At 71.5% G+C, this 23,977-nt stretch carries 16 protein-coding genes and 2 pseudogenes; 12 read left to right on the forward strand and 6 right to left on the reverse strand.

Annotated features, from left to right (window positions below):
• Window positions 1-27: 27 nt before the first annotated feature.
• From nhaA to DJ476_RS19015, 3 genes and pseudogenes are all read right to left on the reverse strand, one after another.
• Window positions 28-1,439 (reverse strand): annotated as a pseudogene (nhaA, locus tag DJ476_RS19005) (Na+/H+ antiporter NhaA).
• Between the two features lie 236 nt (window positions 1,440-1,675).
• Window positions 1,676-3,673: an acetate--CoA ligase gene (acs, locus tag DJ476_RS19010; protein ID WP_112491112.1), complete on the reverse strand. Its 1,998-nt coding sequence runs from the start codon at window positions 3,671-3,673 to the stop codon at window positions 1,676-1,678.
• A gap of 235 nt (window positions 3,674-3,908) precedes the next feature.
• Window positions 3,909-6,548, reverse strand: coding sequence for a SulP family inorganic anion transporter (locus DJ476_RS19015; RefSeq protein WP_112491113.1), 2,640 nt, complete (start codon window positions 6,546-6,548; stop codon window positions 3,909-3,911).
• Window positions 6,549-6,792: 244 nt separating this feature from the next.
• Here DJ476_RS19015 and DJ476_RS19020 point away from each other — a divergent pair, with 244 nt between their 5' ends.
• Window positions 6,793-8,127: a polysaccharide deacetylase family protein gene (locus DJ476_RS19020; protein WP_070204429.1), complete on the forward strand. Its 1,335-nt coding sequence runs from the start codon at window positions 6,793-6,795 to the stop codon at window positions 8,125-8,127.
• A gap of 239 nt (window positions 8,128-8,366) precedes the next feature.
• Here DJ476_RS19020 and DJ476_RS19025 read toward each other — a convergent pair whose 3' ends face one another.
• On the reverse strand, window positions 8,367-9,362 hold the full coding sequence (locus DJ476_RS19025; protein ID WP_103417951.1) for an ATP-binding protein: 996 nt from the start codon (window positions 9,360-9,362) through the stop codon (window positions 8,367-8,369).
• 102 nt (window positions 9,363-9,464) lie between these two features.
• On the opposite strand from DJ476_RS19025, the gene DJ476_RS19030 reads away from it, so the two are divergent.
• The gene (locus DJ476_RS19030) at window positions 9,465-10,289 is read left to right on the forward strand and encodes a Fic family protein (RefSeq protein ID WP_112491114.1); all 825 of its coding nucleotides are present in this window, start codon (window positions 9,465-9,467) and stop codon (window positions 10,287-10,289) included.
• 431 nt (window positions 10,290-10,720) lie between these two features.
• Here DJ476_RS19030 and DJ476_RS19035 read toward each other — a convergent pair whose 3' ends face one another.
• A complete protein-coding gene (locus tag DJ476_RS19035) occupies window positions 10,721-11,569 on the reverse strand; it encodes an HAD family hydrolase (RefSeq protein ID WP_070204432.1) in 849 nt (282 codons plus the stop codon).
• A gap of 501 nt (window positions 11,570-12,070) precedes the next feature.
• On the opposite strand from DJ476_RS19035, the gene ssd reads away from it, so the two are divergent.
• The 7 genes and pseudogenes from ssd (at window position 12,071) to DJ476_RS19070 (ending at window position 17,437) form a co-directional block, all read left to right on the forward strand.
• Window positions 12,071-13,213, forward strand: coding sequence for a septum site-determining protein Ssd (ssd, locus tag DJ476_RS19040; protein WP_112491115.1), 1,143 nt, complete (start codon window positions 12,071-12,073; stop codon window positions 13,211-13,213).
• A complete protein-coding gene (locus tag DJ476_RS19045) occupies window positions 13,210-14,358 on the forward strand; it encodes a TadA family conjugal transfer-associated ATPase (RefSeq protein WP_103417954.1) in 1,149 nt (382 codons plus the stop codon). The genes ssd and DJ476_RS19045 overlap by 4 nt, the downstream gene beginning before the upstream one ends.
• A 23-nt stretch (window positions 14,359-14,381) precedes the next feature.
• Window positions 14,382-15,256, forward strand: a pseudogene (locus tag DJ476_RS19050) (type II secretion system F family protein).
• A gap of 32 nt (window positions 15,257-15,288) precedes the next feature.
• Window positions 15,289-16,161 (forward strand): type II secretion system F family protein, encoded by an 873-nt coding sequence (locus DJ476_RS19055; protein WP_103418039.1) that lies wholly within the window; start codon window positions 15,289-15,291, stop codon window positions 16,159-16,161.
• Between the two features lie 83 nt (window positions 16,162-16,244).
• Window positions 16,245-16,472 carry a DUF4244 domain-containing protein gene (locus DJ476_RS19060; RefSeq protein ID WP_103417956.1) on the forward strand — a complete coding sequence of 76 codons (228 nt, stop codon included), beginning with the start codon at window positions 16,245-16,247 and terminating at the stop codon, window positions 16,470-16,472.
• Between the two features lie 106 nt (window positions 16,473-16,578).
• On the forward strand, window positions 16,579-16,935 hold the full coding sequence (locus DJ476_RS19065) for a TadE family type IV pilus minor pilin (RefSeq protein WP_404827519.1): 357 nt from the start codon (window positions 16,579-16,581) through the stop codon (window positions 16,933-16,935).
• A gap of 154 nt (window positions 16,936-17,089) precedes the next feature.
• Window positions 17,090-17,437, forward strand: a complete 348-nt coding sequence (locus DJ476_RS19070; protein ID WP_103417958.1) for an Rv3654c family TadE-like protein — start codon at window positions 17,090-17,092, stop codon at window positions 17,435-17,437.
• A 14-nt stretch (window positions 17,438-17,451) separates the two neighbouring features.
• Here the strand turns inward: DJ476_RS19070 and DJ476_RS19075 are convergent, their stop codons facing one another.
• Complete coding sequence (locus DJ476_RS19075) at window positions 17,452-19,932, reverse strand: DEAD/DEAH box helicase (protein ID WP_112491116.1); 2,481 nt, start codon at window positions 19,930-19,932, stop codon at window positions 17,452-17,454.
• A gap of 79 nt (window positions 19,933-20,011) precedes the next feature.
• Between DJ476_RS19075 and DJ476_RS19080 the strand changes: the two genes are divergently transcribed.
• The 3 genes from DJ476_RS19080 (at window position 20,012) to DJ476_RS19090 (ending at window position 23,947) form a co-directional block, all read left to right on the forward strand.
• Entirely contained in the window at window positions 20,012-20,365 is a 354-nt protein-coding gene (locus DJ476_RS19080) for an STAS domain-containing protein (protein WP_003967428.1), read from the forward strand.
• A 224-nt stretch (window positions 20,366-20,589) separates the two neighbouring features.
• On the forward strand, window positions 20,590-21,039 hold the full coding sequence (locus DJ476_RS19085; protein WP_103417960.1) for an ATP-binding protein: 450 nt from the start codon (window positions 20,590-20,592) through the stop codon (window positions 21,037-21,039).
• A 454-nt stretch (window positions 21,040-21,493) separates the two neighbouring features.
• A complete protein-coding gene (locus DJ476_RS19090; protein WP_112491117.1) occupies window positions 21,494-23,947 on the forward strand; it encodes a sodium-translocating pyrophosphatase in 2,454 nt (817 codons plus the stop codon).
• Window positions 23,948-23,977 lie beyond the last annotated feature (30 nt).

A 23,977-nucleotide genomic window follows, 5' to 3' on the forward strand; every position in this document is an offset into this window, starting at 1 on the left:
TCCGTCTTCGACACATCCGATGTCAGATCATGCCGGACTCTCCGGTCGGTTGCCCGCTGCCCCGGCCTGTTCGGCGCGACGGCGGTGTTCGGCCGCCTTCTCCTCGTGGATCGCGGCCATCCGCAGGTGGTACCCCGGATCGTCCTGCTCATAGATGTCCGGGACGCCGGATCCGTCCTCGTCCAGCTCCTCGGCGTCGAAGAGGGCGCGGTACTGGCGGACCCGCATCCGGAGCAGGACACAGGCGAGCAGGGCCGCTGTGAGCGAACCGATGAGCACGGCGGCCTTGATCTCGTTGGTCATCTCCGCGTCGTCCGCGAACGCGAGCTCTCCGATCAGCAGGGAGACGGTGAAGCCGATGCCCGCCAGCGAGGCGAGGGCGAGGACGTCCGCCCAGGCCAGGTCCTTGTTCAGCTCGGCCTTGGTGAAGCGGGCGGCGAGATACGTACCGCCGAAGATGCCGAACGTCTTGCCGAGGACCAGACCGAGAACGACGCCGAGGGTCTCGGGCCGGGTGAAGACGCTGGCCAGCGCTTCGCCGTTCATGGACACCCCGGCTGCGAACAGTGCGAACAGCGGAACGGCGACCCCGGCCGAGACCGGGCGGACCAGGTGTTCGATGTGCTCCCCGGGAGAGTGCGCCTCGCCCTCCCGACGCGTGCAGCGCAGCATCAGACCCATCGCGACACCGGCGATGGTGGCGTGGACTCCGCTGTTGTACATCAGGGCCCAGATCGTCAGTGCCAGGGGGATGTATACGTACCAGCCCCTGACCTCGAAGCGGAGCAGCAGGTAGAAGACGACCAGGCCGACGACGGCCCCCCCAGCGCCAGGAAGTTCAGATCCGACGTGAAGAAGACCGCGATGATCAGGATGGCGAAGAGGTCGTCGACGACAGCCAGGGTGAGGAGGAAGGCGCGCAGCGCGGAAGGCAGCGAGGCGCCGATCACCGCTAGCACGGCCAGGGCGAAGGCGATGTCGGTGGCGGTGGGCACGGCCCAGCCGGAGAGGGAACCGCCGCCGACGACCACGGTGAGCGTGTAGACCAGCGCGGGCACGGCCATACCGCAGATGGCCGCCACCACGGGCAGAGCGGCCTTCTTCGGGTCCCGCAGCTCGCCGGCGACCAGTTCCCTCTTCAGCTCGACGCCCGCCACGAAGAAGAAGATGGCGAGCATCCCGTCCGCTGCCCAGTGCGCGACGGAGAGGTCCAGACCGAGGAAGCCGGGGCCGAAATGGAAATCGCTGACCGCTTCGTACGAGCTGCCGAAGGTGTTGGCCCAGATGAGCGCGGCCACGGCGGCCACCAGGAGCAGAACGCCACCGACGGTCTCGGTGCGAAGGGCTTCGGCCACATAGCTCCGCTCAGGGAGCGGAAGCCGTCCGAACAGCGTGCGGGGGGACGGGGGAGGGGTGGGAGTGGGAGTGGGCGGGGCCACGAAGGGGTCCTCCGAATCGGTATGGCGAAAACGGCATGGCTGATGACACGTGCCGACCAGACTTCCCGGCGCCCCTGTGGATATCTGTATGAAGTTATGACTGCAAGCGCCCACTCTACCTGGGGTGGTTCCATCACCACGGGTGATCATCCACTACCCGGTGAGAAGGTGGGGTAGACGCAGCATGGGCACCCGGCCAGTGGCCGGGTGCCCATGCGAGCCGTACGGGGAAGCCGCTAGTCCTCGGAGGGGGCCGAGGGCAGCTGGGTGGTGATCAGGTCCATCACCGAGGAGTCGGTGAGCGTGGTGACGTCGCCCAGCTCGCGGTTCTCGGCGACATCGCGCAGCAGACGGCGCATGATCTTGCCGGAACGGGTCTTGGGCAGCTCGGCCACCGGCAGGACGCGCTTGGGTTTCGTGATCGGCCCGAGCGTCGCCCCGACGTGGTTGCGCAGCTCCGCCACCAGCTCGTCGGAGGTGGTCGCGCTGCCGCGCAGGATCACGAACGCGACGATCGCCTGGCCCGTCGTCTCGTCGGCCGCGCCGACGACGGCCGCCTCGGCCACCGACGGGTGGGAGACGAGCGCCGACTCGACCTCGGTGGTCGAGATGTTGTGGCCCGACACGAGCATGACGTCGTCGACCCGGCCGAGCAGCCAGACGTCGCCGTCCTCGTCCTTCTTGGCACCGTCGCCCGCGAAGTACTTGCCCTCGAAACGTGACCAGTAGGTGTCGAGGAACCGCTGGTCGTCGCCCCAGATGGTGCGGAGCATCGACGGCCACGGCTCGGTGAGGACCAGGTAGCCGCCCCCGCCGTCCGGCACCTCGTTGGCCTCGTCGTCCACGACGGTGGCCGAGATCCCGGGCAGGGCGCGCTGGGCGGATCCCGGCTTGGTCTCGGTGACGCCCGGCAGCGGCGAGATCATCATCGCGCCGGTCTCGGTCTGCCACCAGGTGTCCACGATCGGGCACTTGTCGGCGCCGATGTGCTTGCGGTACCACATCCACGCCTCGGGGTTGATCGGCTCACCGACCGAACCGAGGACCCGGAGGCTGCTCAGGTCGAACTTGGCGGGGATGTCGTCTCCCCACTTCATGAACGTACGGATCGCGGTCGGCGCGGTGTAGAGGATCGTGACGCCGTACTTCTGCACGATCTCCCAGAAACGCCCCTGGTGCGGGGTGTCGGGCGTGCCCTCGTACATGACCTGGGTCGCGCCGTTGGCCAGCGGCCCGTAGACGATGTACGAGTGGCCGGTCACCCAGCCGACGTCGGCGGTACACCAGTAGACATCGGTCTCCGGCTTGAGGTCGAAAACCGCGTGGTGCGTGTACGCCGCCTGGGTGAGGTAGCCGCCGGAGGTGTGCAGGATGCCCTTGGGCTTACCCGTGGTGCCCGAGGTGTAGAGGATGAAGAGCGGCTGCTCCGCCTCGAACGCCTCGGGGGTGTGCTCGGCGGACTGGCGGCCGGTGATCTCGTGCCACCAGACGTCGCGGCCCTCGGTCCAGGCGGTGTCCTGACCGGTGCGGCGGACGACGAGGACGTGCTCGACGCTCTTGATACGGGAGACGGCGTCGTCGACCGCCGGCTTGAGCGCGGAGGGCTTGCCCCGGCGGTACCCACCGTCGGCGGTGATGACGACCTTGGCGTCCGCGTCCTGGATGCGGGTGGCGATGGCGTCGGCGGAGAAGCCGCCGAAGACCACCGAGTGCGTGGCGCCGATGCGGGCGCAGGCCAGCATCGCGACGGCGGCCTCGGGGATCATCGGGAGGTAGACGGCGACTCGGTCACCCTTGCTGACGCCCAGCTCGGTCAGGGCGTTGGCGGCGCGGGAGACCTCGTCCTTCAGCTCCGCGTAGGTGATGGCGCGGCTGTCGCCGGGCTCGCCCTCGAAGTGGATGGCGACCCGGTCGCCGTTGCCCGCCTCGACGTGACGGTCCACGCAGTTGTACGCGACGTTCAGCTTGCCGTCCGCGAACCACTTCGCGAAGGGCGGGTTGCTCCAGTCGAGGGTCTCGGTCGGCTCGGTGGCCCACGTCAGGCGGCGGGCCTGCTCGGCCCAGAAGCCCAGCCGGTCCGCCTCGGCCTGCTCGTACGCCGCTGCGGTGACGTTGGCGTTGGCGGCCAGAGCTGCAGGTGGAGCGAACTTCCGCTCTTCCCGAAGCAGGTTGGCCAGGCTCTCGTTGCTCACGACTTCTCCCAGTCCCAGGGTGTCCGTTGTGTCCCGGGGCATAGCTCATCAGGCGCGGGGCCGGGTGACAAGTGTCTGCCGGGAATTGGTTTAGACCTGTGTCTTCGTGTATGGAAGCATGATCCCGCTCCGCTGGTCAGGACGGCTTTACGACGTGTGTTCACGGCATGTGGCGCAAAGTCGCCCTGTCGGATTTCCGTGCTGTTGTCGGGTGTGCGGCGTGGAGTGGGGTCATCAGGTCTCACGGACCCGGGGGCTGTCCGGTTCAGACGGTGGATCAGCCTGTGGTGCAGGTGGCGGGGTGGGCGGCGGTGCAGGCGGCAGGTCGGGCGGCGGCGGGCTCCGGTTCTTCCGTACCAACCCGCTCGAAGACCTCGTCGTGGCCCGTCCCGGAGCCGGCCCCCTCGGTCAGCAGATATGCCTGCGCCTCACCGACGTGGAAGTACATGCCGTGCAGTTGGAGCGTTCCCTCGGCGAGCCGCCGCGCCACGGCCTCGTGCGCTCGCAGATGCTCCAACTGCTGGACCACATTGGTGAGACAGAGCTGCTCGACCTCGTCGGCGGGCAGCCGACCGGAGATCCGTGCCCAGGGGTGACGGCGTGACGCCATCCGCTCCAGGCTCGGCAGACCGTGCCGCAGCCACCGCCACAGCGGGGTGCGCGGCGTGTCCGGACCGGTCTCCGGCTCGCCCCTGAGCAGCGCCTGCATGGCACCGCAGCCGGAGTGCCCGCAGACGGTGATGGACTCGACCCGCAGCACCTCCACCGCGTACTCGATCGCCGCGGCCACCGAGTCGTCGCCGCTGGTGGCGGGCGTGGTGGGGGTGGCCGGGGCGTCGCTTGGCGGGGTGCCGGTGGGCGGACTGTCGGTGGGCAGGGCGTGGGGCGGGGGAACGAGGTTGCCGACGTTGCGCACGGTGAAGAGGTCGCCGGGCCCGCTGGCGGTGATCATGCTGGTGACCAGGCGGGAGTCGGCGCAGGTGATGAAGAGCTGGGAGGGGCTCTGTCCTTCGGAGGCGAGCCGGGCCAGCTCGTCGCGGACCAGGGGCGCGGTGTTCCGCTGGAACGACGTCAGGCCGCTGCGCAGACGATGGGCGCTCTTGGGTCTTGCGGTGTCCGGGGCGGAGCCGGGCGTGGCGATGACCGCTTCGGTGAGGCTGCTGGTGCTGGTGCTGGTGGTGTTCGTGCCGTGGGTGGGTTCTGTGGGGCGGTCGTGGCAGTGGTGGTTGCGCCAGGGGGTCCAGGGGCGGCAGCAGGAGTGGGCCGCGGCGGCGGTCGGCGTGTCGGCGACGTCGCCGGGTCGGCCGGGAAGATCGACGCCACCGTCGGACCGACCGGCGAGGGCGATGCTGTCGCCGGACCGGCCGGTGAAGGCGACGCTGCCACCCTGGGCGATCCGGGCGCCGCGCCATGTCTGGATCGCCTCGTAGGCGGCATGGTCCATGAAGGACCCGTCCAGCTCGACGATCGCGTCGGCACCTGGTGGCACTTGTCCGAGGGCCCGGGTGAGCCGGGGGACGGACAGGAAGGTCAGCTGGCCGCGGGCGGTGACCACATGGCGTCCATCCTGCTCGCTCACGGTCATCTTCGTACGGCCCAGCCGCCGCAGCGAGACGACCACGGCAACCGCCACCCCGAGCGCGACCCCCGTCAGCGCGCCGAAGCCGATGACCCCGGCGACCGTGGCCGCGTAGACGGGGAACTCCCGGTGTCTATGGACGTTGCGGATGTGCGCGAAGCTCACCATCTGGACCCCGACCACCATCACCAGGGCGGCGAGCGCGGCCAGCGGGATCCACTCGAACACGGTGACCAGCAGGGCCGCCGCGAGAAGCACCCAGATTCCGTGCAGCACGGAGGAGGCGCGGCCGGTCGCCCCCGCCCGTACATTGGCCGAACCCCGCACCACACCCCCGGCCACCGGCAGCCCGCCCAGCAGCCCGCTGAGCGTGTTGGCGACACCCTGACCGCGCAACTCACGATCCAGGTGGGACCGTTGAGGCGGTGCGGCGGTGGCGGAGCCGATCGCGGGGGACGGCGGCTTCACCGGCTCCCCGGCCCGGTCGGCGGCCAGCCTGTCGACGGCCACCGCGGCGAGCAGCGATTCCAGGCCGGCCACCAGCATCACGGTGAACACCGCGGTGGCCAGGGCGAGAACGGGCCCGTGGGGCAGCTCCGGAAAGGCGTGCGACCGCCAGGACGGCAGGTCGACCCTGGCGAGTCCGGGCGCTGCCACCGCCGCCACCGCCGTCGCGATCACCACCGAGGCGAGGGCGGCCGGGATTCTCCGCGCCGTCCGTCCGGCCCGCCCCGGCAGCCGGGGCCAGAGCAGCACGACGGCGACGGTCAGCGCCCCGATGAGCGGAGCCGCCCCGCCGATCACGGCCAACTGACCAGGCAGCGCGAGGGCGTTGGCGACGACGGAACTCTGCGGCGATCCGCCCAGCATGATGTGGAGCTGGGCGAGCGCGATGGCCACGCCGATGCCGGCGAGCGTCCCGTGCACGATCGCCGGGCTGACGGCGAGCGCGTTGCGCGCGACTCTCAGGGTGCCCAGGAGGATCTGGAGGAGTCCGGCGCCGATGGTGATCGCGCAGGTGGTGCGCCAGCCGTAGATCTGGATCAGCTCGGCCGTGACGACGGTCAGCCCGGCGGAAGGGCCGCTGACCTGGAGCGGGGCGCTGCCGAACAGCCCGGCCACGATGCCGCCGATGGCCGCGGCCACCAACCCGGCCTCCAGTGGGGCGCCCACGGCGAGGGAGAGGCCGAGCGCCATCGGGACGGCGATGAGGAAGACGGTGATCGAGGCGTACACGTCCGCGCCCGCGATGCGTGGACGGAGACGGGGTGGTCGGCGGGGCGATGGGCGGGTGCGGCGGGACGCGCGGTCATGGCGAGTGGGGGTGCAGGCGGGCATGCTCCCCCTCTCCTGGGGCACGGCGCGTAACGGCGGATTTCTCAACTCTCGGTAAATGAATGGTAATGGAGAGTAAAGTTCAGCCGTTCGCATTTGCGGCATTTAGGTCATCACATCACTCGTTCAAGTGAATAGGCAGCTTTTCATTCGGCCTGTCGCCCTTCTCCCTGCCGGGGTGCGTGCGAGTTTGACCGCGCCGTGTCGGCACTCGACGCAAACAGAGCTGCAGGGAAGAGGTGGGCGGATGATGGCCGCCACGAAGAGGATCGCCTTGGGCGTCATGACCACGGCGCTGGTCGCCGTACTCGCGGGCTGTTCCGGTGCCGGATCCGGCAGTTCCGCGTCCGGGGGTGCCGGTGCGGGAGCCGAGAAGGGGGCCCACGGCGCGAAGGAGAACGCTCCGGAGGCCGCCCCCAAAAGCGCCGTCAAGCTCATCGGCGACGGCTCCACCGCCTTCACCGGCGTCCAGCCGAACATGCCGGCCGTCCAGCGCCTGGCACCCGGTCAGAAGCCCCCGCAGTTCGTGGTGTTCTCCTGGGACGGCGCCGGAGAGGACAGCCAGAAGCTCTTCTCCCACTTCCGAAGCGTCGGCAAGAAGTACGACGCGAAAATGACGTACTTCCTCAGCGGTGTGTATCTGCTGCCTGAAGAGAAACGATCCCTCTACGCCCCGCCGCAGCACGCGGCGGGCCGGTCCGACATCGGCTTCAACGACACCGAGGGTATCCGCGACACCCTCGCCGAACTGCGCGCCGCCTGGAAGGACGGCAACGAGATCGGCACCCACTTCAACGGCCACTTCTGCGGCAAGGACGGCGGAGTGGGCACCTGGTCCGTCGAGGAGTGGAAGAGCGAGATCAGCCAGGCGAAAGCTTTCGTCAAGAACTGGAAGACCAACGCTCCCGAGCTCAAGAACGAGGCACCGCTCCCCTTCGACTACGACCAGGAACTGGTCGGCGCCCGCACCCCCTGCCTCGAGGGCCAGAAGAACATGGTCGCCGCGGCCCGGACCATGGGCTTCCGCTACGACTCCAGCGGCGTCGGCAACCAGGTCTGGCCCAAGAAGAAGGACGGCGTCTGGGACATCCCGCTCCAGCTCGTCCCGATGCCCGGCCGTGCCTTCGAGACCCTCTCCATGGATTACAACTTCATGGTCAACCAGTCCGGTACGAAGACCCAGGGCGACCCCTCCCAGCACACGTACTGGGGCAACCAGATGCGCGACGGCCTCCTCCAGGCCTTCGACCGCTCGTACAACGGCAACCGGGCGCCGCTGATCATCGGCAACCACTTCGAGTCCTGGAACGGCGGCACCTACATGCGCGCCATCGAGGAGACCATCGCGAAGGTGTGTACGAAGAAGGACGTGCGCTGCGTGTCCTTCCGGCAACTCGCGGACTGGCTGGACGCGCAGGACCCGCAGGTGCTGGCCAAGCTCACCACGCTCGGCGTCGGCGAGGCGCCCAAGCAGGGATGGAAGACCTACCTGGGCGCCCAGGCCGCCGCTGCTCAGCAGGGCGAGAAGGAGAAGGCGGCCGGACCGGAGGCCGCGGAGCCGGCGCCCCGGAACGCGGGCTGACCGACTCCGTCCGACCCCGCCCCGCACCACCCCGCGCCGTACCGGCCCGCGCCCTTCCCGGGCCGCGCCGGTATCGGTGCTGTGGCACCGGCACCGTGACGATGCCGGCGCCGGCGCGGTGATGCCGCCACGGTCGCCCCCGTCACCCCGGCCGACAGGCGCCGGGTGACGGGAGGGGCGGGTGGTGCAGATACGTTGACGCGTCGGCCGGGGTGTTGGGCCGGGCGGTCGACGTTCCGTCAGACGGCTGCGGGGACGGACGCCTCCGCGCGCGGTTCACCGAGGACGAAGGAGGGGTCGACCTGGGCGGCCAGGTCGGCGCCCGTCTTCTCGTTGCCCCAGCTCTCCGCGTTCTTCAGGTGGAAGTGCACCATCTGCCGGGTGTAGCGCTCCCAGTCGCGCAGCTCGTACGAGTCCTCGGCGGCGTCCTGGAGGGCCTGGAGGGCCATCCGGTTGTCCGCCTCCAGCAGCTCGAACCGCGACGGCCGCCCCTTCTCCATGGACCGTACCCAGTCGGAGTGCCCCACCCCGATCAGCAGGTCGTCACCGACCTCCGCGCGCAGGAAGTCCAGGTCGTCCTGGCCCTGCACCTTGTTGCCGACGACCTTCAGCGCGACGCCGAAGTCCCGCGCGTACTCCTTGTACTGGCGGTACACCGACACCCCCTTCCGGGTCGGCTCCGCGACCAGGAACGTCATATCGAAGCGCGTGAACATTCCCGAGGCGAACGAGTCCGACCCCGCCGTCATGTCCACCACGACGTACTCGTCCGGACCGTCGACCAGGTGGTTGAGGCAGAGTTCGACCGCCCCGACCTTGGAGTGGTAGCAGGCCACCCCGAGGTCGGACTCCGTGAACGGGCCGGTGGCCATCAGCCGGATCTCCCCGTCGTCGAGCCGGACCGTACGCGCGCAGGCGTCGAAGATCGGGTTGTCCTCGCGGACCCGCAGCAGCCGGGAGCCCTCGCCGGGGGGAGTCGTCTTGATCATCGTCTCGGCTGAGGCGATACGGGGGTTGGTGCCGCGCAGATGGTCCTTGATGAGGGGGAGGTGCGCCCCCATGGCGGGCAGCGCGGCGGCCTCCGTCTCGTCGAGACCGAGGGCGGCCCCCAGGTGCTGGTTGATATCGGCGTCGACGGCGATGACGTGGGCTTCGTTGGCGGCGAGGTGGCGGATGAAGAGCGAGGACAGCGTGGTCTTTCCGCTGCCGCCCTTCCCGACGAAAGCGATCTTCATGTTCACCTAGGGTAGTGGGTCGATCGCGGTGCGCTGTCGATGTTCGTGAAGATGGCCACTTGGGCGCGGTCCGCGCGTAGGGGGCGCGTAGCCTCGCTTCTTATGAGTACGACTCCCTCGGATCCGCTCGCCACGCTCGGTTCTCTGCCCGGAGTGCCTGATGCCGTGGACTCCGTACGCAAGGCCGTCGACCGGGTCTACGGTCACCGCGTCATGCGCCGCCGCAGCAACGAGGTCACCGCCGAGGCCGCGCTGCGGGGCTCCCGGGGGTCGGCCGCGCTCGCCGGTGCCGACTGGAACCTGGAGGAGGTGCGCCGGCGCACCGACTTCAGCGGCGAGGCCGAGGCGCGTACGGTCGGCGCCGCGCTGAGGCTCACCGCCGAGGCCGGGCAACTCCTCTCCATCTGGAGGCAGTCGCCGCTGCGGGTGCTGGCGCGGCTGCACCTGGTGGCGGCCGGTGGCGCCGCGCCCGACGACGCCGTCGGCCGTCCGCGGCTGGCCGGCGAGACCGTGGACGAGCCGCTGATCGACGGACCGCTCCCCAGTGCCGACGAGGTGGCCGGGCGGCTCGAAGGGCTCTCCCGGCTCATCATCGCGGGCACCGCCGCCCCCGCTCTGGTGACGGCCGCGGTGGTGCACGGCGAGCTGCTGGCGCTGCGCCCGTTCGGCTCGCACAACGGCCTGGTGGCGCGGACGGCCGAGCGCATCGTGCTGATCGGCAGCGGACTGGACCCGAAGTCCATCTGCCCGGCCGAGGTGGGTCACGCGGAACAAGGGCGCGCGGCGTACGTCGCGGCGTTCGAGGGGTACACGGCCGGGACCCCGGAGGGCCTGGCGGCGTGGATCGCGCACTGCGGGCGCTCGGTCGAGCTGGGCGTGCGCGAGTCGACGGCGGTCTGCGAGGCCCTGCAGCGCGGCGCCGCGTAGGCGACGCCCGGGTGGGCGGCGGGCTGTGCGAGGCCGGGAAAGGGTTGCGGCGGTACCGAAATGCGGTACCGCCGCTGGCACGTCCGCCCAGTTACCAAGCGTCCTCGTAAATTGCCCATCAGGTCGGGTACTTTGCCCGTCACCTGGTGCGGCTGGCCCGTAATCGACGGGTCGACGTCGCGTGGGTGCTCGGCTTTCGTGCTCGGTCCGTGGGGCCGTCACTGCGTAACAGGTCATCCTCGCGGATGTCCTTGGTCTCGCGGGCCGTTGACTCCTTTGTACTCCAGGACCGGGGGAAGGGAAAGCCCTGGCCGGACTTCTTTACTTTTAGGTTCAATCAAGGGCGAATCGGGCATCGCTGTCTGATGGTGCTGGTCGGTGGCGAGACTTCTCCGTCGTGGGCTTGGTCGTGAGCTTTGTCGTGGGCCGGTTCAGCCGGGGAGTGCCGCGCCGCCTGCGGTGCGTCGACGGCTGGCGTACCAGACGAGACCCGCCGTGACGGCTGCGGCCCCGACCGCGGCGGCGGCCACGAGCGCCGGTCGCGGAGGCATCGAGAAGGCGGGCAGCCGCTGCTTCAGCCGGACCGGGCGGTTGAAGACGAGAATCGGCCACTCGCGAAGGGTCGCTTCGCGGCGCAGCGCGCGGTCGGGGTTGACCGCGTGGGGGTGGCCGACCGCTTCCAGCATCGGTACGTCGGTCGCCGAGTCGCTGTAGGCGTAGCAGCGCGAAAGGTCGTACCCCTCCGACACCGCGAGCGCCCGCACCGCCTCGGCCTTGGTCGGTCCGTAGGCGTAGTACTCGATCTCTCCCGTGAAGCAGCCGTCGTCACCGACGACCATGCGCGTGGCGACGACACGGTCGGCGCCCAGCAGTTCGCCGATCGGTTCGACGACCTCCGCGCCGGAGGTCGAGACGATGACCACGTCACGGCCGGCCGTGTGATGCTCCTCGATGAGGGTGGCCGCCTCGTCGTAGATGATCGGGTCGATCAGGTCGTGCAGGGTCTCGGCGACGATCTCCTTGACCTGCTGGACGTTCCATCCCTTGCAGAGGGCGGAGAGGTAGGCACGCATCTTCTCCATCTGCTCGTGATCGGCGCCCCCGGCCAGGAAGACGAACTGTGTGTACGCGGTGCGCAGTACGGCGCGGCGGTTGATCAGTCCGCCTTGGTAGAAGGACTTGCTGAAGGTCAGCGTCGAAGACTTCGCAATGACCGTCTTGTCCAGGTCAAAGAAGGCTGCTGTGCGCGGCGAGAAGCAGTTTTCCACAACGCTGAGCATAGGGGCCCGCCATTCGGCGTAAAATCCGGCGCGTGGGTTTGCCTGAGAAGGCCCTCGGGTACACCATGGAAGTCACGGATCGTTCGCGACCGTGCTAACCCCGGTCCGGCTCCTCCCCCCCGAGTCGGCCGTGGGGACGACCCCCGCTCTCCCCCCCGGCGGGGGTCGTCGCATGTCCGGATGCGTTTCCGATCCCCGGGCCCAGCGTTTCCCTCCCTTCCGGGCCTCATGGGCCCGCTCGTGCGAGGCGTCGACACCGGCTCCGTCTCGTCACAGTGTGTAGCAGCGGGGCTGCGCTCCGGAAGTCGCTGGTTCGGGTGACGGAGATATTCACAACGTCGAAGTTGTCCACAGTTTTGGAGCAAGATCCACATCTTTTTCCGGGGTGCTGCACGTTGATTCCTCCCGCGAAGTCCGCGGGTACCGGAATCGCGCATCTCGGAAACGCTCCGAGATCGCCGCGAACCGCACTGGACGGGCAGTGAGAAGGGGGCGGAGATCGTGGCTGGATCCCTTACGCGAGAAGGGCTGACGGTCGCCGGAGGGCGACGCGGCGGGCCGCTGATCGTGACGGAGGACGTGGAGTTGCTCGACGACCTGCTGCGGCTCTGCGCGGCCGCCGGGGCGGAGCCGGAGGTCCATCACGGGCCGCCCGCGCAGCCCGGGCGGCGTGGCGGCTGGGAGCAGGCCCCGATGGTCCTGGTGGGCGACGACGCTGCCGCACGGTGTCGCGGCGCCGCCCGCAGAAGGGGGGTGATGCTCGTCGGGCGGGACCAGGACGACCCGGACGTCTGGCGGCGGGCGGTCGAGATCGGGGCCGAATATGTGCTGCGGCTGCCGGAAGCGGAGGGGTGGCTCGTCGATCAGATCGCCAATGCGGCCGAGGGCGTCGGCCGGCCGGCGCTCACCGTCGGGGTGATCGGCGGACGGGGCGGCTCCGGCGCATCGACGCTGGCCTGCGCCCTCGCCGTCAGCGCCGCGAGGGCCGGACGGCGGACGATGCTGATCGACGCGGACCCGCTGGGCGGCGGCATCGACGTCCTGCTCGGCGGGGAACGGGCCGAGGGCATGAGGTGGCCGGATTTCGCCCACTCGAAGGGGCGCCTCGGCGGCGGGGCCCTGGAGGACTCCCTGCCCGCCCTCCACGGGCTGCGGGTACTGAGCTGGGGCCGCGACGAGGAGACGGCCATCGCGCCCCAGGCCGTCCAGGCGGTCCTGGCCGCCGCGCGCAGGCTCGGCGGAGTGGTGGTCGTGGATCTGCCGCGCCGGGTGGACGAGGGGGTCGCGGAAGCCTTGGCCCAGCTCGACCTGGGCCTGCTCGTCGTACCGGGCGAGCTGAGGGCGGTCGCGGCGGCGAAACGTGTGGCGTCCACGGTTCGCATGGTGCTGGACGACGTGCGGGTGGTGGCCCGGGGACCGTATGCGGCCGGTCTCGACGAGCGCTGGGTCGCCCAGGCCCTCGGCCTGCCACTCGTCGGTGAACTGCCCCTGGAACCCGGCCTCCTGGCCGCCCAGGACGGCGGGACACCGCCCGGAGGCAGCGCCCGGGGTCCGCTGGCCCGCTTCTGCGCGGCGTTCTGGGAGCAGGCAGCGGCAGCGGGCGAGCCCGACTCCGCCGCCCCGGCCGGGGGAGGGGCGCCATGACCGACGCGCTGCTCGACGCCGTACGGCAACGGCTGGCGCGCAGTGGGGACGCGCCCACACCCGCCGGAGTGGCTGCCGCGCTGCGGGCCCAGGGGAGGCTGCTGGGCGACGCGGAGGTGCTCGGGGCAGCGGCCGAGCTGCGCGGTGAACTCGTCGGGACCGGTGTGCTGGAGCCGCTGCTCGCGGACCCCGAAGTGACCGACGTGCTGGTGTCCGCGCCCGACCGGGTGTGGGTGGACCGGGGCGGCGGCCTGCAGCTGACGGGCATCACCTTCCCGGACGCCGCGGCGGTGCGGCGGCTGGCCCAGCGGCTCGCCGCGGTGGCGGGCCGACGGCTGGACGACGCCCGGCCGTGGGTGGACGCCCGGCTGCCGGACGGGACACGGATGCACGCCGTGCTGCCCCCGGTCTCCGTCGGCTCGACCTGCCTCTCCCTGCGGGTGGTGCGCCCGCGGGCGTTCTCCCTGGCGGAGCTGGTGGCGGCCGGGACCGTTCCGCCGGGTGGCGACCGGATCCTGCGCGCCATGGTGGAGGCCCGCCTCTCCTACCTGATCAGCGGAGGCACCGGGGCGGGCAAGACGACCCTCCTCGCCAGTCTGCTGGGGGCCGTCGGCGCGGACGAACGGATCGTGCTCGCCGAGGACTCCGCCGAACTGCGCCCCGACCACCCCCATGTGGTGCGCCTGGAGTCCCGCCCCGCCAACCAGGAGGGCGCGGGCCGGGTCACCCTCCGCGATCTCGTACGCCAGGCGCTGCGGATGCGACCCGACCGGCTGGTTGTGGGAGAGGTCAGAGGAATCGAAGTGACCGAGCTGCTGGCCGCCCTGAACACCGGCCATGAAGGAGGCTGCGGCACGGTCCATGCCAATGCTGCCGAGCATGTGCCCGCCCGGCTGGAGGCGCTGGGGACCGCCGCCGGGCTGGACCGGACCGCCCTGCACAGCCAGTTGGCGGCAGCGCTCTCGGTGGTCGTGCATCTCGTACGGGACCGGGCAGGCCGGCGCCGGATCGCTGACGTACATGTCCTCGAACGGGACGCGGCCGGGCTGGTGTTCACCGTGCCCGCCCTGAGCTGGGGCGCCGACGGATTCGTCCCCGAGCGGGGCTGGGCGCGGCTGGAGTCGCTGATCGGGGGTGTGATGTGAACGGGGGAGTGCATGGCTATGCGATGCATCTGGCGGCCCTCTGCGCGGGTGCGGCGGTCTGGCTGGTCGCGATGCGGGAGCCCGGGGTGCGGAGGGCGCGGGTCCTGTTCGTGGACGGGCCGGTCGAGCCACGGCCGGGGTCTTCCCTTCTCAGGGTCCGGGAATTGGTGGTGGAGCGGCGCGAGTGGTGGTGCGTTCCGGTCGCGGTGCTGCTCGCGGTCCTGGGGGCGTCGGTGCTGCCGCTGCTCGCGGGGGCTGTGGCGGTGCCGTTGGCACGGAGGTGGCTGCTCGGTCGTGCCCGGAGGCGGCAGCGCGAGCGGGCGGCGGACACGGTGGCGGCGCTGTGCGGGGCCGTGGTCGGGGAGCTGCGCGCCGGACAGGAGCCGGGCCAGGCCCTGTTGGCCGGGTTGCGGGAGTGCGCGGCGGAGGCGGAGCCGCGGGCCAAGAACGAGCCGGGAGGCGGTGCGTGGCTCGGGGACGCGGAGGCTGCCGTGCTCGCGGCCGCCCGCTTCGGGGGCGATGTGCCCGCCGCGTTGCGGCAGGCGGCGGAGGGGCCGGGGCTGGAGGGCCTGTCGGGGATGGCCGCGTGCTGGCGGGTGGCGGTGGACGGGGGCGCCGGTCTGGCGGCCGGGCTGGACCGCCTGGAGACGGCGTTACGGGCCGACCGGCGCAGACGGGAGGAGTTGCGGGCCCAGTTGGCGGGGGCCTGGTCCACCGTCGTGGTCCTGGCGCTGCTGCCGGTGGCGGGTCTGGGGCTGGGCGCCGCGCTCGGGGCCGAGCCGTTGCGGGTGCTGCTCCACACGCCGGGTGGGCTGCTCTGCCTGGTGGTCGGGGGCTCCTGGAGGCGGCCGGGCTCTTCTGGGCCTGCCGGATCGTGCGCGGAGGGGAGGCACCGTGAGTGCGAGGGCAGAAGTTCTCCACATCCTGGGGATGGCGGTGGCGCTGGCGGGCGCTGCGGTGCAGCTCGCAATCGCGGTGACGGCACGGCATCGGGGCCGAACGGTACGAGGTCGGGGCGCGGTGCTGCTGGATGCCACTCCGGCCCCACCAGCCGGGTGGTGGCCCCCGACGGCTGTCGTACGGGATCGGGCCGGGAGCGGCGTCCGGGCGGGCGGTGGCGCACGGGCAGCGGGTCGGTTCGGTGCGGGTGGCGGTGTTGATGCCGGGGCTGGGCCCGGGGCTTGGGGGTGTGCCCGCGTGAGGCTGTGGGCGGCTCCGGCGGGGGCCTGGCTGACCGGATGGGTGCTGGTCGGCGGCCTGCTGGGGTGTGCCGTCGGTTCGGCCGCGGCGTACGGAACGTGGCGCTGGCAGCGCTCCCGGCCCCGGCCAGGCCCGGGCGAGACCCGGGAGGAGCAGGCCGCGATCGCCGGGCAGCTCGCCCTGGCCGCCGATCTGCTGGCGGCCTGCGTCGCCGTCGGCGCCGGACCCCGCGAGGCGGCGGAGGCCGTCGGCGAGTCCATCGGCGGCCCGGTCGGCGACCGGCTCGCCCGCGCCGCTGCCGAGATCCGCCTGGGCGGGGAGCCTGCCGAGGCGTGGGGGCGGTTCGGGGAGATACCGGGCGCGGGCCCACTCGCCCGCTGCCTGCACCGGGCCGGCTCGACCGGGGCCCCGGCGGCGGAGCCAGTGTCCCGGCTGGCCGAGGCGATGCGCGCCGAGCGTGCCGGTGCGGCCGTGGCGCGGGCCCAGCGGGCCGGGGTGCTGATCACCGCGCCGGTCGGGCTCTGCTTCCTGCCGGCTTTCCTGGCGGTCGGGGTGGCGCCGGTGATCATCGGCCTGGCCGGCGGGCTGCTGGCGGCGGGTTAGGCCGGTCCGGCTCTCACTCGAGGGCGAGAGCCACTCTCAACATTCGTGATCCACGAGATCCATCATGTCCATCGGGGGATGAAATGAACAAGAAGATCACAGAGCGAGCCGTCGGCACGGTGGCAGGCTTCGCGCGGTGGGTGGCAAGGCTCGGGCGCTCGTCCGATCGCGGAATGACCACCTCCGAATATGCCGTCGGCACCATCGCGGCCTGTGCCTTCGCCGCCGTGCTCTACAAGGTGGTGAACAGCGGGCCGGTGCTGTCGGCGCTGCAATCCCTGGTCGAGGGCGCGCTCGATGCGAAGTTCTGAGGGCGGGACGGGCCAGGGGGCGGTTCGGCGGCGGAGCCCGGGGCGGATGCGCGGCCGGAGGCGGACGGGAGACCCGGGCCGTTCCTGGCGCCGGGACCGTGGGGCGGTGACGGCCGAGGCGGCCGTGGTGATCCCGGTGCTGGTGGCCTTCGCCATGGCGTTGCTCTGGGCTCTGGTGGCGGCTGCGGACCAGATCCGGTGCGTGGACGCGGCACGGGCTGGGGCGCGGGCAGCGGCACGTTCGGAGCCGGAGACGGCGGTGCTGGCAGCGGCGAGGGACACGGCGCCCCGGCGCGCCCGGGTCGAGGTGGGGAGAGCGGGGGACCTGTGGCGCGTCCGGGTGGAGGCGCCCACTCCGGGCCCTGGCGTGCTGTCCCTGACGCTGGGAGCCGAGGCAGTCGCCCTGGCCGAGGACACGGTGGGGGGTGTCGGCCATGACGTCGTTGACGTCGACGTGCCCTGAGCGCGGAGTGTCTCGGCCGTGCTGTCTCCGGTACTGGGCCCGCCTGCGCCCACGGGCCCGGCTCCGGGCCAGAGGGAGGCGGTCAGCCGACCGGCACCCCTGGGCGGCGGCACGGACAGGAGAACGGGCAGCGGCACGGGCGGCGGACCGGGGAGTGGCGACCGTGTGGGTGGCGGTCACCGCGGCGGCCCTGTGTGTGGTGTTCGCCGTCGTCCTGGCGCTCGGGCAGGCGGTGGCTGCTCGGCACCGGGCCGGCGGTGCCGCGGATCTGGCGGCTCTGGCGGCCGCCGACCGGGCGTGGGAGGGACCGGAGGCCGCCTGCGGGGCGGCCCGGCGGGTGGCCCTGGCGCAGGACGCGGTGATCGTCCGGTGCACGGTGCACGGGGACGTCGCGGACGTGGTCGCCCGGTCGAGCTTCGGGCCCTACGAGCCCGCGGTCAGGGCCCGCGCCGGTCCTCCGACGGCAGCGCCGCACGGGGAGGCGGGCCGCTCGCCCCCGTGACCGGGCGTGATCCGTCAGGTCCCGGGCCGGTCCGTCGCGGAGGGCTCGGGCGGTGCCGCCTTGAGGAGTTCGGTGAGGAGGCGTACGGCGCCTCGTTTGTGGAGGGGCTCGTTCCCGTTGCCGCACTTGGGGGACTGGATGCAGGAGGGGCACCCCGCCTCGCACTCGCAGGAGGCGATGGCTTCGCGGGTCGCGGTCAGCCACGCACGGGCGGTGTGGAAGGCGCGCTCCGCGAATCCGGCACCGCCCGGGTGGCCGTCGTACACGAAGACCGTCGGCAGCAGGGTGTCCGGGTGCAGCGGTATGGAGACGCCGCCGATGTCCCAGCGGTCGCAGGTGGCGAAGAGCGGGAGGAGGCCGATCGAGGCGTGCTCGGCCGCGTGGAGGGCCCCGCCGAGGATCTCCGGGTTGATGCGGGCGGCGTCGAGCTGGTCCTCGGTGACGGTCCACCAGACGGCACGGGTGCGCAGGGTGCGGGGAGGCAGGTCGAGCTTGGTCTCGCCCATGACCTCGCCGGTGATGAGTCTGCGGCGGAGGAAGGAGACGACCTGGTTGGTGACCTCGACGGAGCCGTAGCAGAGCCGCCCCTGGCCCCAGGGGATCTCGGTGTCGGTCTCCAGGACGGAGATGGCCGTGGTGTCGCGGGCGACGGTCGAGTACGGGGGGTCGGCCTGCTCGACCAGGGCGACGGAGTCCTCCAGGTCCAGCTTGCGGACCAGGTGGGTGCGGCCCTGGTGGAGGTGGACGGCGCCCTCGTGGACGGCGGTGTGGGCGGCGGCCGCGTCGACCGTGCCCAGCAGGCGCCCGGTGCCCTCCTCGACGATCTGGACGGGGCGCCCGCCCCCGCCCCGGATGTCGGTGAGGTCGGCGGCCCGCTCGCGGCGGGTCCAGTGCCAGCCCGACGCCCGCCGCCGCAGCAGCTTCGCGGCCTCCAACTGCGGCAGCAGCTCGGGCACCGCGGGCCCGAAGAGTGCGATGTCGGGCTCGGTGAGCGGCAGCTCGGCAGCCGCGGCACACAGGTGTGGGGCCAGGACGTAGGGGTTGTCCGGGTCCAGCACGGTCGACTCCACGGGCTGCTGGAACAGCGCCTCGGGGTGGTGCACCAGATAGGTGTCCAGCGGGTCGTCCCGGGCGACCAGGACGGCCAGGGAGCCCTGTCCCGACCGGCCGGCGCGGCCCGCCTGCTGCCAGAGGGAGGCCCGGGTTCCCGGATAGCCGCAGATGACGACGGCGTCGAGGCCCGAGACGTCGATGCCCAGTTCGAGGGCGGTGGTGGCGGCCAGCCCGAGCAGCTCGCCGGAGTGCAGGGCCCGCTCCAGGGCCCGGCGCTCCTCCGGGAGGTAGCCGCCGCGGTAGGCGGCGACCCGCCCGGGCAGGGAGCGGTCCACCTCCGCCAGGCGTTCCTTGGCGATGACCGAGATCAGCTCGGCGCCGCGCCGGGAACGTACGAAAGCGACCGAGCGGACCCCCTGGACGGTCAGGTCGGTGAGCAGGTCGGCGGTCTCGGCCGTCGCGGTACGGCGGACGGGGGCGCCCTTCTCGCCGTGCAGCTCGGTCAGCGGGGGCTCCCAGAGGGCGAAGGCCAGCTCGCCGCGCGGGGAGGCGTCGTCGGACACCTCCCTGACCGGCAGACCGGTCAGGCGCCCGGCGGCGACCGAGGGGGCGGCGGCGGTGGCGGAGGCCAGCAGGAAGACCGGGTCGGCCCCGTAACGGGCGCAGAGGCGGCGCAGCCGCCGCAGGACCTGGGCGACATGGGAGCCGAAGACGCCGCGGTACGTGTGGCACTCGTCGATCACCACGAAGCGGAGCGCGCGCAGGAAGGAGGACCAGCGGGGGTGGGACGGCAGGATTCCGCGGTGCAGCATGTCGGGGTTGGTCAGGACGTAGTTCGCGTACTGCCGCACCCACTCGCGCTCCTCGACCGGGGTGTCGCCGTCGTAGACCGCGGGTCGGACGGCGTTGCCCAGGGGCGCCGCCAGGGCCTTCACGGAGCGGCGCTGGTCGGCGGCGAGCGCCTTGGTGGGGGCGAGGTACAGGGCGGTCGCCCCGCGGCCGTTGGGGGCCTCGGAGCCGTCCAGCAGGGTGCTGAGGACCGGGGCGAGGTACGCGAGGGACTTGCCGGACGCCGTGCCGGTGGCGATCACCACCGATTCGCCGTCCAGCGCGTGCTCGGCGGCGGCCGCCTGGTGGGCCCACGGATGGTCGATCCCGGCCTTCCCGATCGCCGAGATCACTTCTGGCCGGATGCGATCCGGCCAGATGGCATGGGTTCCCGATCTGGGGGGCAAGTGCTCCGTATGAGTGATGCGCGCGGCCCGGCCCGCCCCTGTGGCGAGCCGGTCGAGGATCATGGCGGGAGAGGGGCGCGTGTCCCCACTCTCGGGTGGTCGTCCGGGACGGTGATTCTTGGCCATCGGCACCGAGTGTGTCACTGGCGTGACGGACAATGGTCCCAAGGCGTCGTGCATGGCTGCTGGTAAGTGATTGAATGCCATCGCGGCTGGCGATCCGTCCCCTGGCCTCCGTCGGGGAGACCGAGGGGCGACCGCTCGATAGCAAGGTGCTGGAGGATCCGTGGACCTGTCCCTGTCGACTCGCAATGTGTCCGGGCCTGGTGGCGACCGTACGGTCGTCGAGGTCGGTGGCGAGATTGATGTGTATACCGCGCCCAAGCTGCGCGAGCAGTTGGTCGAGTTGGTGAATGACGGCAGCTACCACCTGGTTGTCGACATGGAAGGTGTCGACTTCCTCGACTCCACCGGCCTCGGCGTGCTCGTGGGCGGCTTGAAGCGTGTCCGGGCCCATGAGGGCTCGCTGCGCCTGGTCTGCAACCAGGAGCGCATTCTCAAGATCTTCCGGATCACGGGTCTGACCAAGGTGTTCCCGATTCACACCACGGTCGACGAGGCTGTCGCCGCCACCGACTGAGGTCGGCTTCGACCGGTCCCCGGACCGGTCGTCAGGCAGTGGATCGAACCGACAGCGGCAGCGACCGGGCCGCGACGGGCAGGCGGTCGGCCTTCGGGCCGGCTGTCGGTTCCGTCGATCCCGCGGCTGTGGATTCTGTCGGCCTCCGGAGGAGGAGAACAGGGGTGCCGGGCTGCAGGCCCGGGGCCTCTGACGCGTACGCCCGAACGTTCCAGGGGGATGGCATGGCCACCGTTGAACTCCGCTTCAGTGCCCAGCCTGAACATGTCAGGACGGCCCGCCTGGTGGCGGCCGCCGTGGCACGCCGGGCCGGCGTCGACGAGGCGGTGCTCGACGAAGTCAGGCTCGCCGTCGGTGAGGCGTGCAGCCGCGCCGTGGGGCTGCACCGCAGCCACGGCATCACCGAGCCGGTCAACGTGGTGCTGACCGAGGAGGAGAAGGCGTTCTCCATCGAGGTCGGTGACGGTGTCCCCGGCCCCGGGAGCGACCCCGCCACGCCCGGAGCGCACGGCGCGTCCGGAGGCCCGGACGAGGCCGAGGGCGATGGCGGCGAGGACGAGATGGGCCTCGCGGTCATCAGCGGACTCGTCGACGACGTGGAGGTCCGGTCCGGTGCGGGCGGCGGGACCATCCGGATGAGCTGGCCGACGGCCCTCGCCACGGTGCACCCCTGAGGCATCCCGGGGGACGTGCTGTCCCGTACGGCGTGGTCCGTGCTGTGCTGTGCCGCGTCGCGCTGACCTGTCCTGCTCTCCGTACTGTGTAGCCCCTGCCGGGCTGCTTCGTTCCGTGCGGCGTGGCTCGTGACGTGACGTACGGCTGCTGCTGCCCGTACCGGATTCTCCGAGGCTCTGCCCGCCCCCCGGCAGGGCCTTTCTCATGTGGCCCGTACGGCCCCTGCGGCTCCACGTGGTCGGCACGGGTCATGCGGGCTCGCTTCCCCGTAATACGGCCACGTAATTCTCCTGCGTAATGTGCCCGCCCCATTACTGCATTCGAGAAGAATCATCCGTCGATCTTTCGGCGTTGGGGGGAGCGCGATCAATTCTCTTCCGGACCACTGTTTTGATCCGGTTCCGCTCCCTACAATCCGTCCACGTCTTGAGCGCTGAGCGTCAAGGAGGACGTATGGCGGAGTTCTTCACCACCCCAATGGCTGCACCGGCCGCAATGGCTGCACCGACGCAAGAATCCGCACTTTCCGACGGGCCCGTCTCCCTCGCGGCGGCGGTCCTCACCGACGACAACCGGCTGATCGTCATCATCGTGGCGGTCGTGGCCGTCGCCGCGCTCGTCGTCGCCCGGCTGCTGGTGCGCCAGGTCATGGCCGCCGGTGAGGGCACCGAACGGATGAAGGAGATCGCCGCGGCGGTCCAGGAGGGCGCCAACGCCTATCTGGCGCGGCAACTGCGCACGGTCGGTGTTTTCTCCGTGATCGTGTTCTTCCTGTTGCTGGTGCTGCCGGCCGACAACTGGTCGCAGCGCGCGGGGCGTTCGCTCTTCTTCCTGGTGGGTGCGCTTTTCTCGGCGGCGACCGGATACATCGGTATGCGGCTCGCCGTACGGAGCAATGTGCGCGTGGCCGCCGCCGCGCGTGAGGCGACTCCGGGAGAGGGCGAGCCGGAAAAGGATCTCACCGCCGTCTCGCACCGGGCGACGAAAATCGCCTTCCGTACCGGCGGTGTGGTCGGAATGATCACCGTGGGGCTCGGGCTCCTCGGCGCCTCCTGTGTGGTTCTCGTCTACGCGGCCGACGCGCCCAAGGTGCTGGAGGGCTTCGGCCTCGGCGCGGCGCTGATCGCCATGTTCATGAGGGTCGGTGGCGGCATCTTCACCAAGGCCGCCGATGTGGGCGCCGACCTCGTCGGCAAGGTGGAGCAGGGCATTCCGGAGGACGATCCGCGCAACGCCGCCACCATCGCCGACAACGTGGGCGACAACGTCGGGGACTGCGCGGGCATGGCCGCCGACCTCTTCGAGTCGTACGCCGTGACGCTCGTCGCCGCGCTCATCCTGGGCATGGCCGCCTTCGGTGACTCCGGCCTGGCCTTCCCCCTGATGGTCCCGGCGATCGGTGTCGTCACCGCGATGATCGGGATCTTCGCCGTCGCCCCGCGCCGCGCCGACCGCAGCGGGATGACCGCGATCAACCGGGGCTTCTTCATCTCCGCGGTGGTCTCGCTCGTCCTGGTCGCCGTGGCCGCGTTCGCCTACCTTCCGTCCTCGTACGCCGAACTCAGCGGGGTCACCGACGAGGCGGTCGCGTCCCATGGCGGTGACCCGCGGGTCTTCGCCCTGGTCGCGGTGGCCATCGGCATCGTCCTGGCCGCGCTGATCCAGCAGCTCACCGGCTACTTCACCGAGACCAAGCGCCGCCCGGTCCAGGACATCGGCAAGTCCTCCCTGACCGGCCCGGCGACCGTGGTGCTGGCCGGCATCTCCATCGGCCTGGAGTCGGCCGTCTACACCGCCCTGCTGATCGGCCTCGGCGTCTACGGGGCGTTCCTGCTGGGCGGTACGTCGATCATGCTGGCGCTCTTCGCGGTGGCGCTCGCCGGGACCGGGCTGCTTACCACGGTCGGCGTCATCGTGGCCATGGACACCTTCGGACCGGTCTCCGACAACGCCCAGGGCATCGCGGAGATGTCCGGGGACGTCACCGGCGCCGGGGCCCAGGTGCTCACCGACCTGGACGCCGTCGGCAACACCACCAAGGCCATCACCAAGGGCATCGCCATCGCCACCGCCGTCCTGGCGGCGGCCGCCCTCTTCGGCTCCTACCGCGACGCCATCGCCACGGCGGTGGCCGACGTGGGCGCCGGGGCGGGGGAGCTGGGGCTGAGCCTGGACATCTCGCAGCCCAACAACCTGGTCGGCCTGATCCTCGGCGCGGCGGTCGTCTTCCTCTTCTCCGGGCTGGCCATCAACGCGGTCTCCCGGTCGGCCGGAGCCGTGGTCCACGAGGTCCGGCGGCAGTTCCGCGAGCGCCCCGGGATCATGGACTACACGGAGAAGCCGGAGTACGGACGGGTCGTCGACATCTGCACCAAGGACGCCCTGCGCGAGCTGGCCACGCCCGGCCTCCTCGCGGTCCTGGCGCCGATCGCGGTCGGCTTCACCCTCGGCGTCGGCGCGCTCGGCTCGTACCTCGCGGGAGCCATCGCCACCGGCACCCTGATGGCGGTCTTCCTCGCCAACTCCGGCGGTGCCTGGGACAACGCCAAGAAGCTCGTCGAGGACGGGCACTACGGCGGCAAGGGCAGCGACGCCCACGCCGCGACCGTGATCGGTGACACGGTCGGCGACCCGTTCAAGGACACGGCGGGCCCGGCGATCAACCCGCTCCTGAAGGTGATGAACCTGGTCGCGCTGCTCATCGCCCCGGCGGTCGTGCAGTTCAGCTACGGAACGGACGCGAACCCCTGGGTGCGGGCGGTGGTGGCCGTCTTCGCCATCGCGGTCATCGTCGGCGCGGTGTACGTCTCCAAGCGGCGCGGCATCGCCGTGGGCGACGACGACAGCGGTGCGCCGGGGGGTGGCGGCCCGTCGCTCCCGTCGCCCGACCCCGCGGCGGCCCCGTGAGCGGGGTGCGCGGGGACAGGTGGCTGCGCG

The sequence above is a fragment of the Streptomyces bacillaris genome (genome assembly GCF_003268675.1).
Lineage (GTDB): Bacteria > Actinomycetota > Actinomycetes > Streptomycetales > Streptomycetaceae > Streptomyces > Streptomyces bacillaris.

Coding starts and splice junctions, on each gene's coding strand:
- acs (WP_112491112.1), bottom strand. CDS start 3,673: ATGCCCCGGGACACAACGGACACCCTGGGACTGGGAGAAGTCGTGAGC.
- DJ476_RS19015 (WP_112491113.1), bottom strand. CDS start 6,548: ATGCCCGCCTGCACCCCCACTCGCCATGACCGCGCGTCCCGCCGCACC.
- DJ476_RS19020 (WP_070204429.1), top strand. CDS start 6,793: ATGATGGCCGCCACGAAGAGGATCGCCTTGGGCGTCATGACCACGGCG.
- DJ476_RS19025 (WP_103417951.1), bottom strand. CDS start 9,362: ATGAAGATCGCTTTCGTCGGGAAGGGCGGCAGCGGAAAGACCACGCTG.
- DJ476_RS19030 (WP_112491114.1), top strand. CDS start 9,465: ATGAGTACGACTCCCTCGGATCCGCTCGCCACGCTCGGTTCTCTGCCC.
- DJ476_RS19035 (WP_070204432.1), bottom strand. CDS start 11,569: ATGCTCAGCGTTGTGGAAAACTGCTTCTCGCCGCGCACAGCAGCCTTC.
- DJ476_RS19045 (WP_103417954.1), top strand. CDS start 13,210: ATGACCGACGCGCTGCTCGACGCCGTACGGCAACGGCTGGCGCGCAGT.
- DJ476_RS19055 (WP_103418039.1), top strand. CDS start 15,289: ATGGCGGTGGCGCTGGCGGGCGCTGCGGTGCAGCTCGCAATCGCGGTG.
- DJ476_RS19060 (WP_103417956.1), top strand. CDS start 16,245: ATGAACAAGAAGATCACAGAGCGAGCCGTCGGCACGGTGGCAGGCTTC.
- DJ476_RS19075 (WP_112491116.1), bottom strand. CDS start 19,932: ATGGCATTCAATCACTTACCAGCAGCCATGCACGACGCCTTGGGACCA.
- DJ476_RS19085 (WP_103417960.1), top strand. CDS start 20,590: ATGGCCACCGTTGAACTCCGCTTCAGTGCCCAGCCTGAACATGTCAGG.
- DJ476_RS19090 (WP_112491117.1), top strand. CDS start 21,494: ATGGCGGAGTTCTTCACCACCCCAATGGCTGCACCGGCCGCAATGGCT.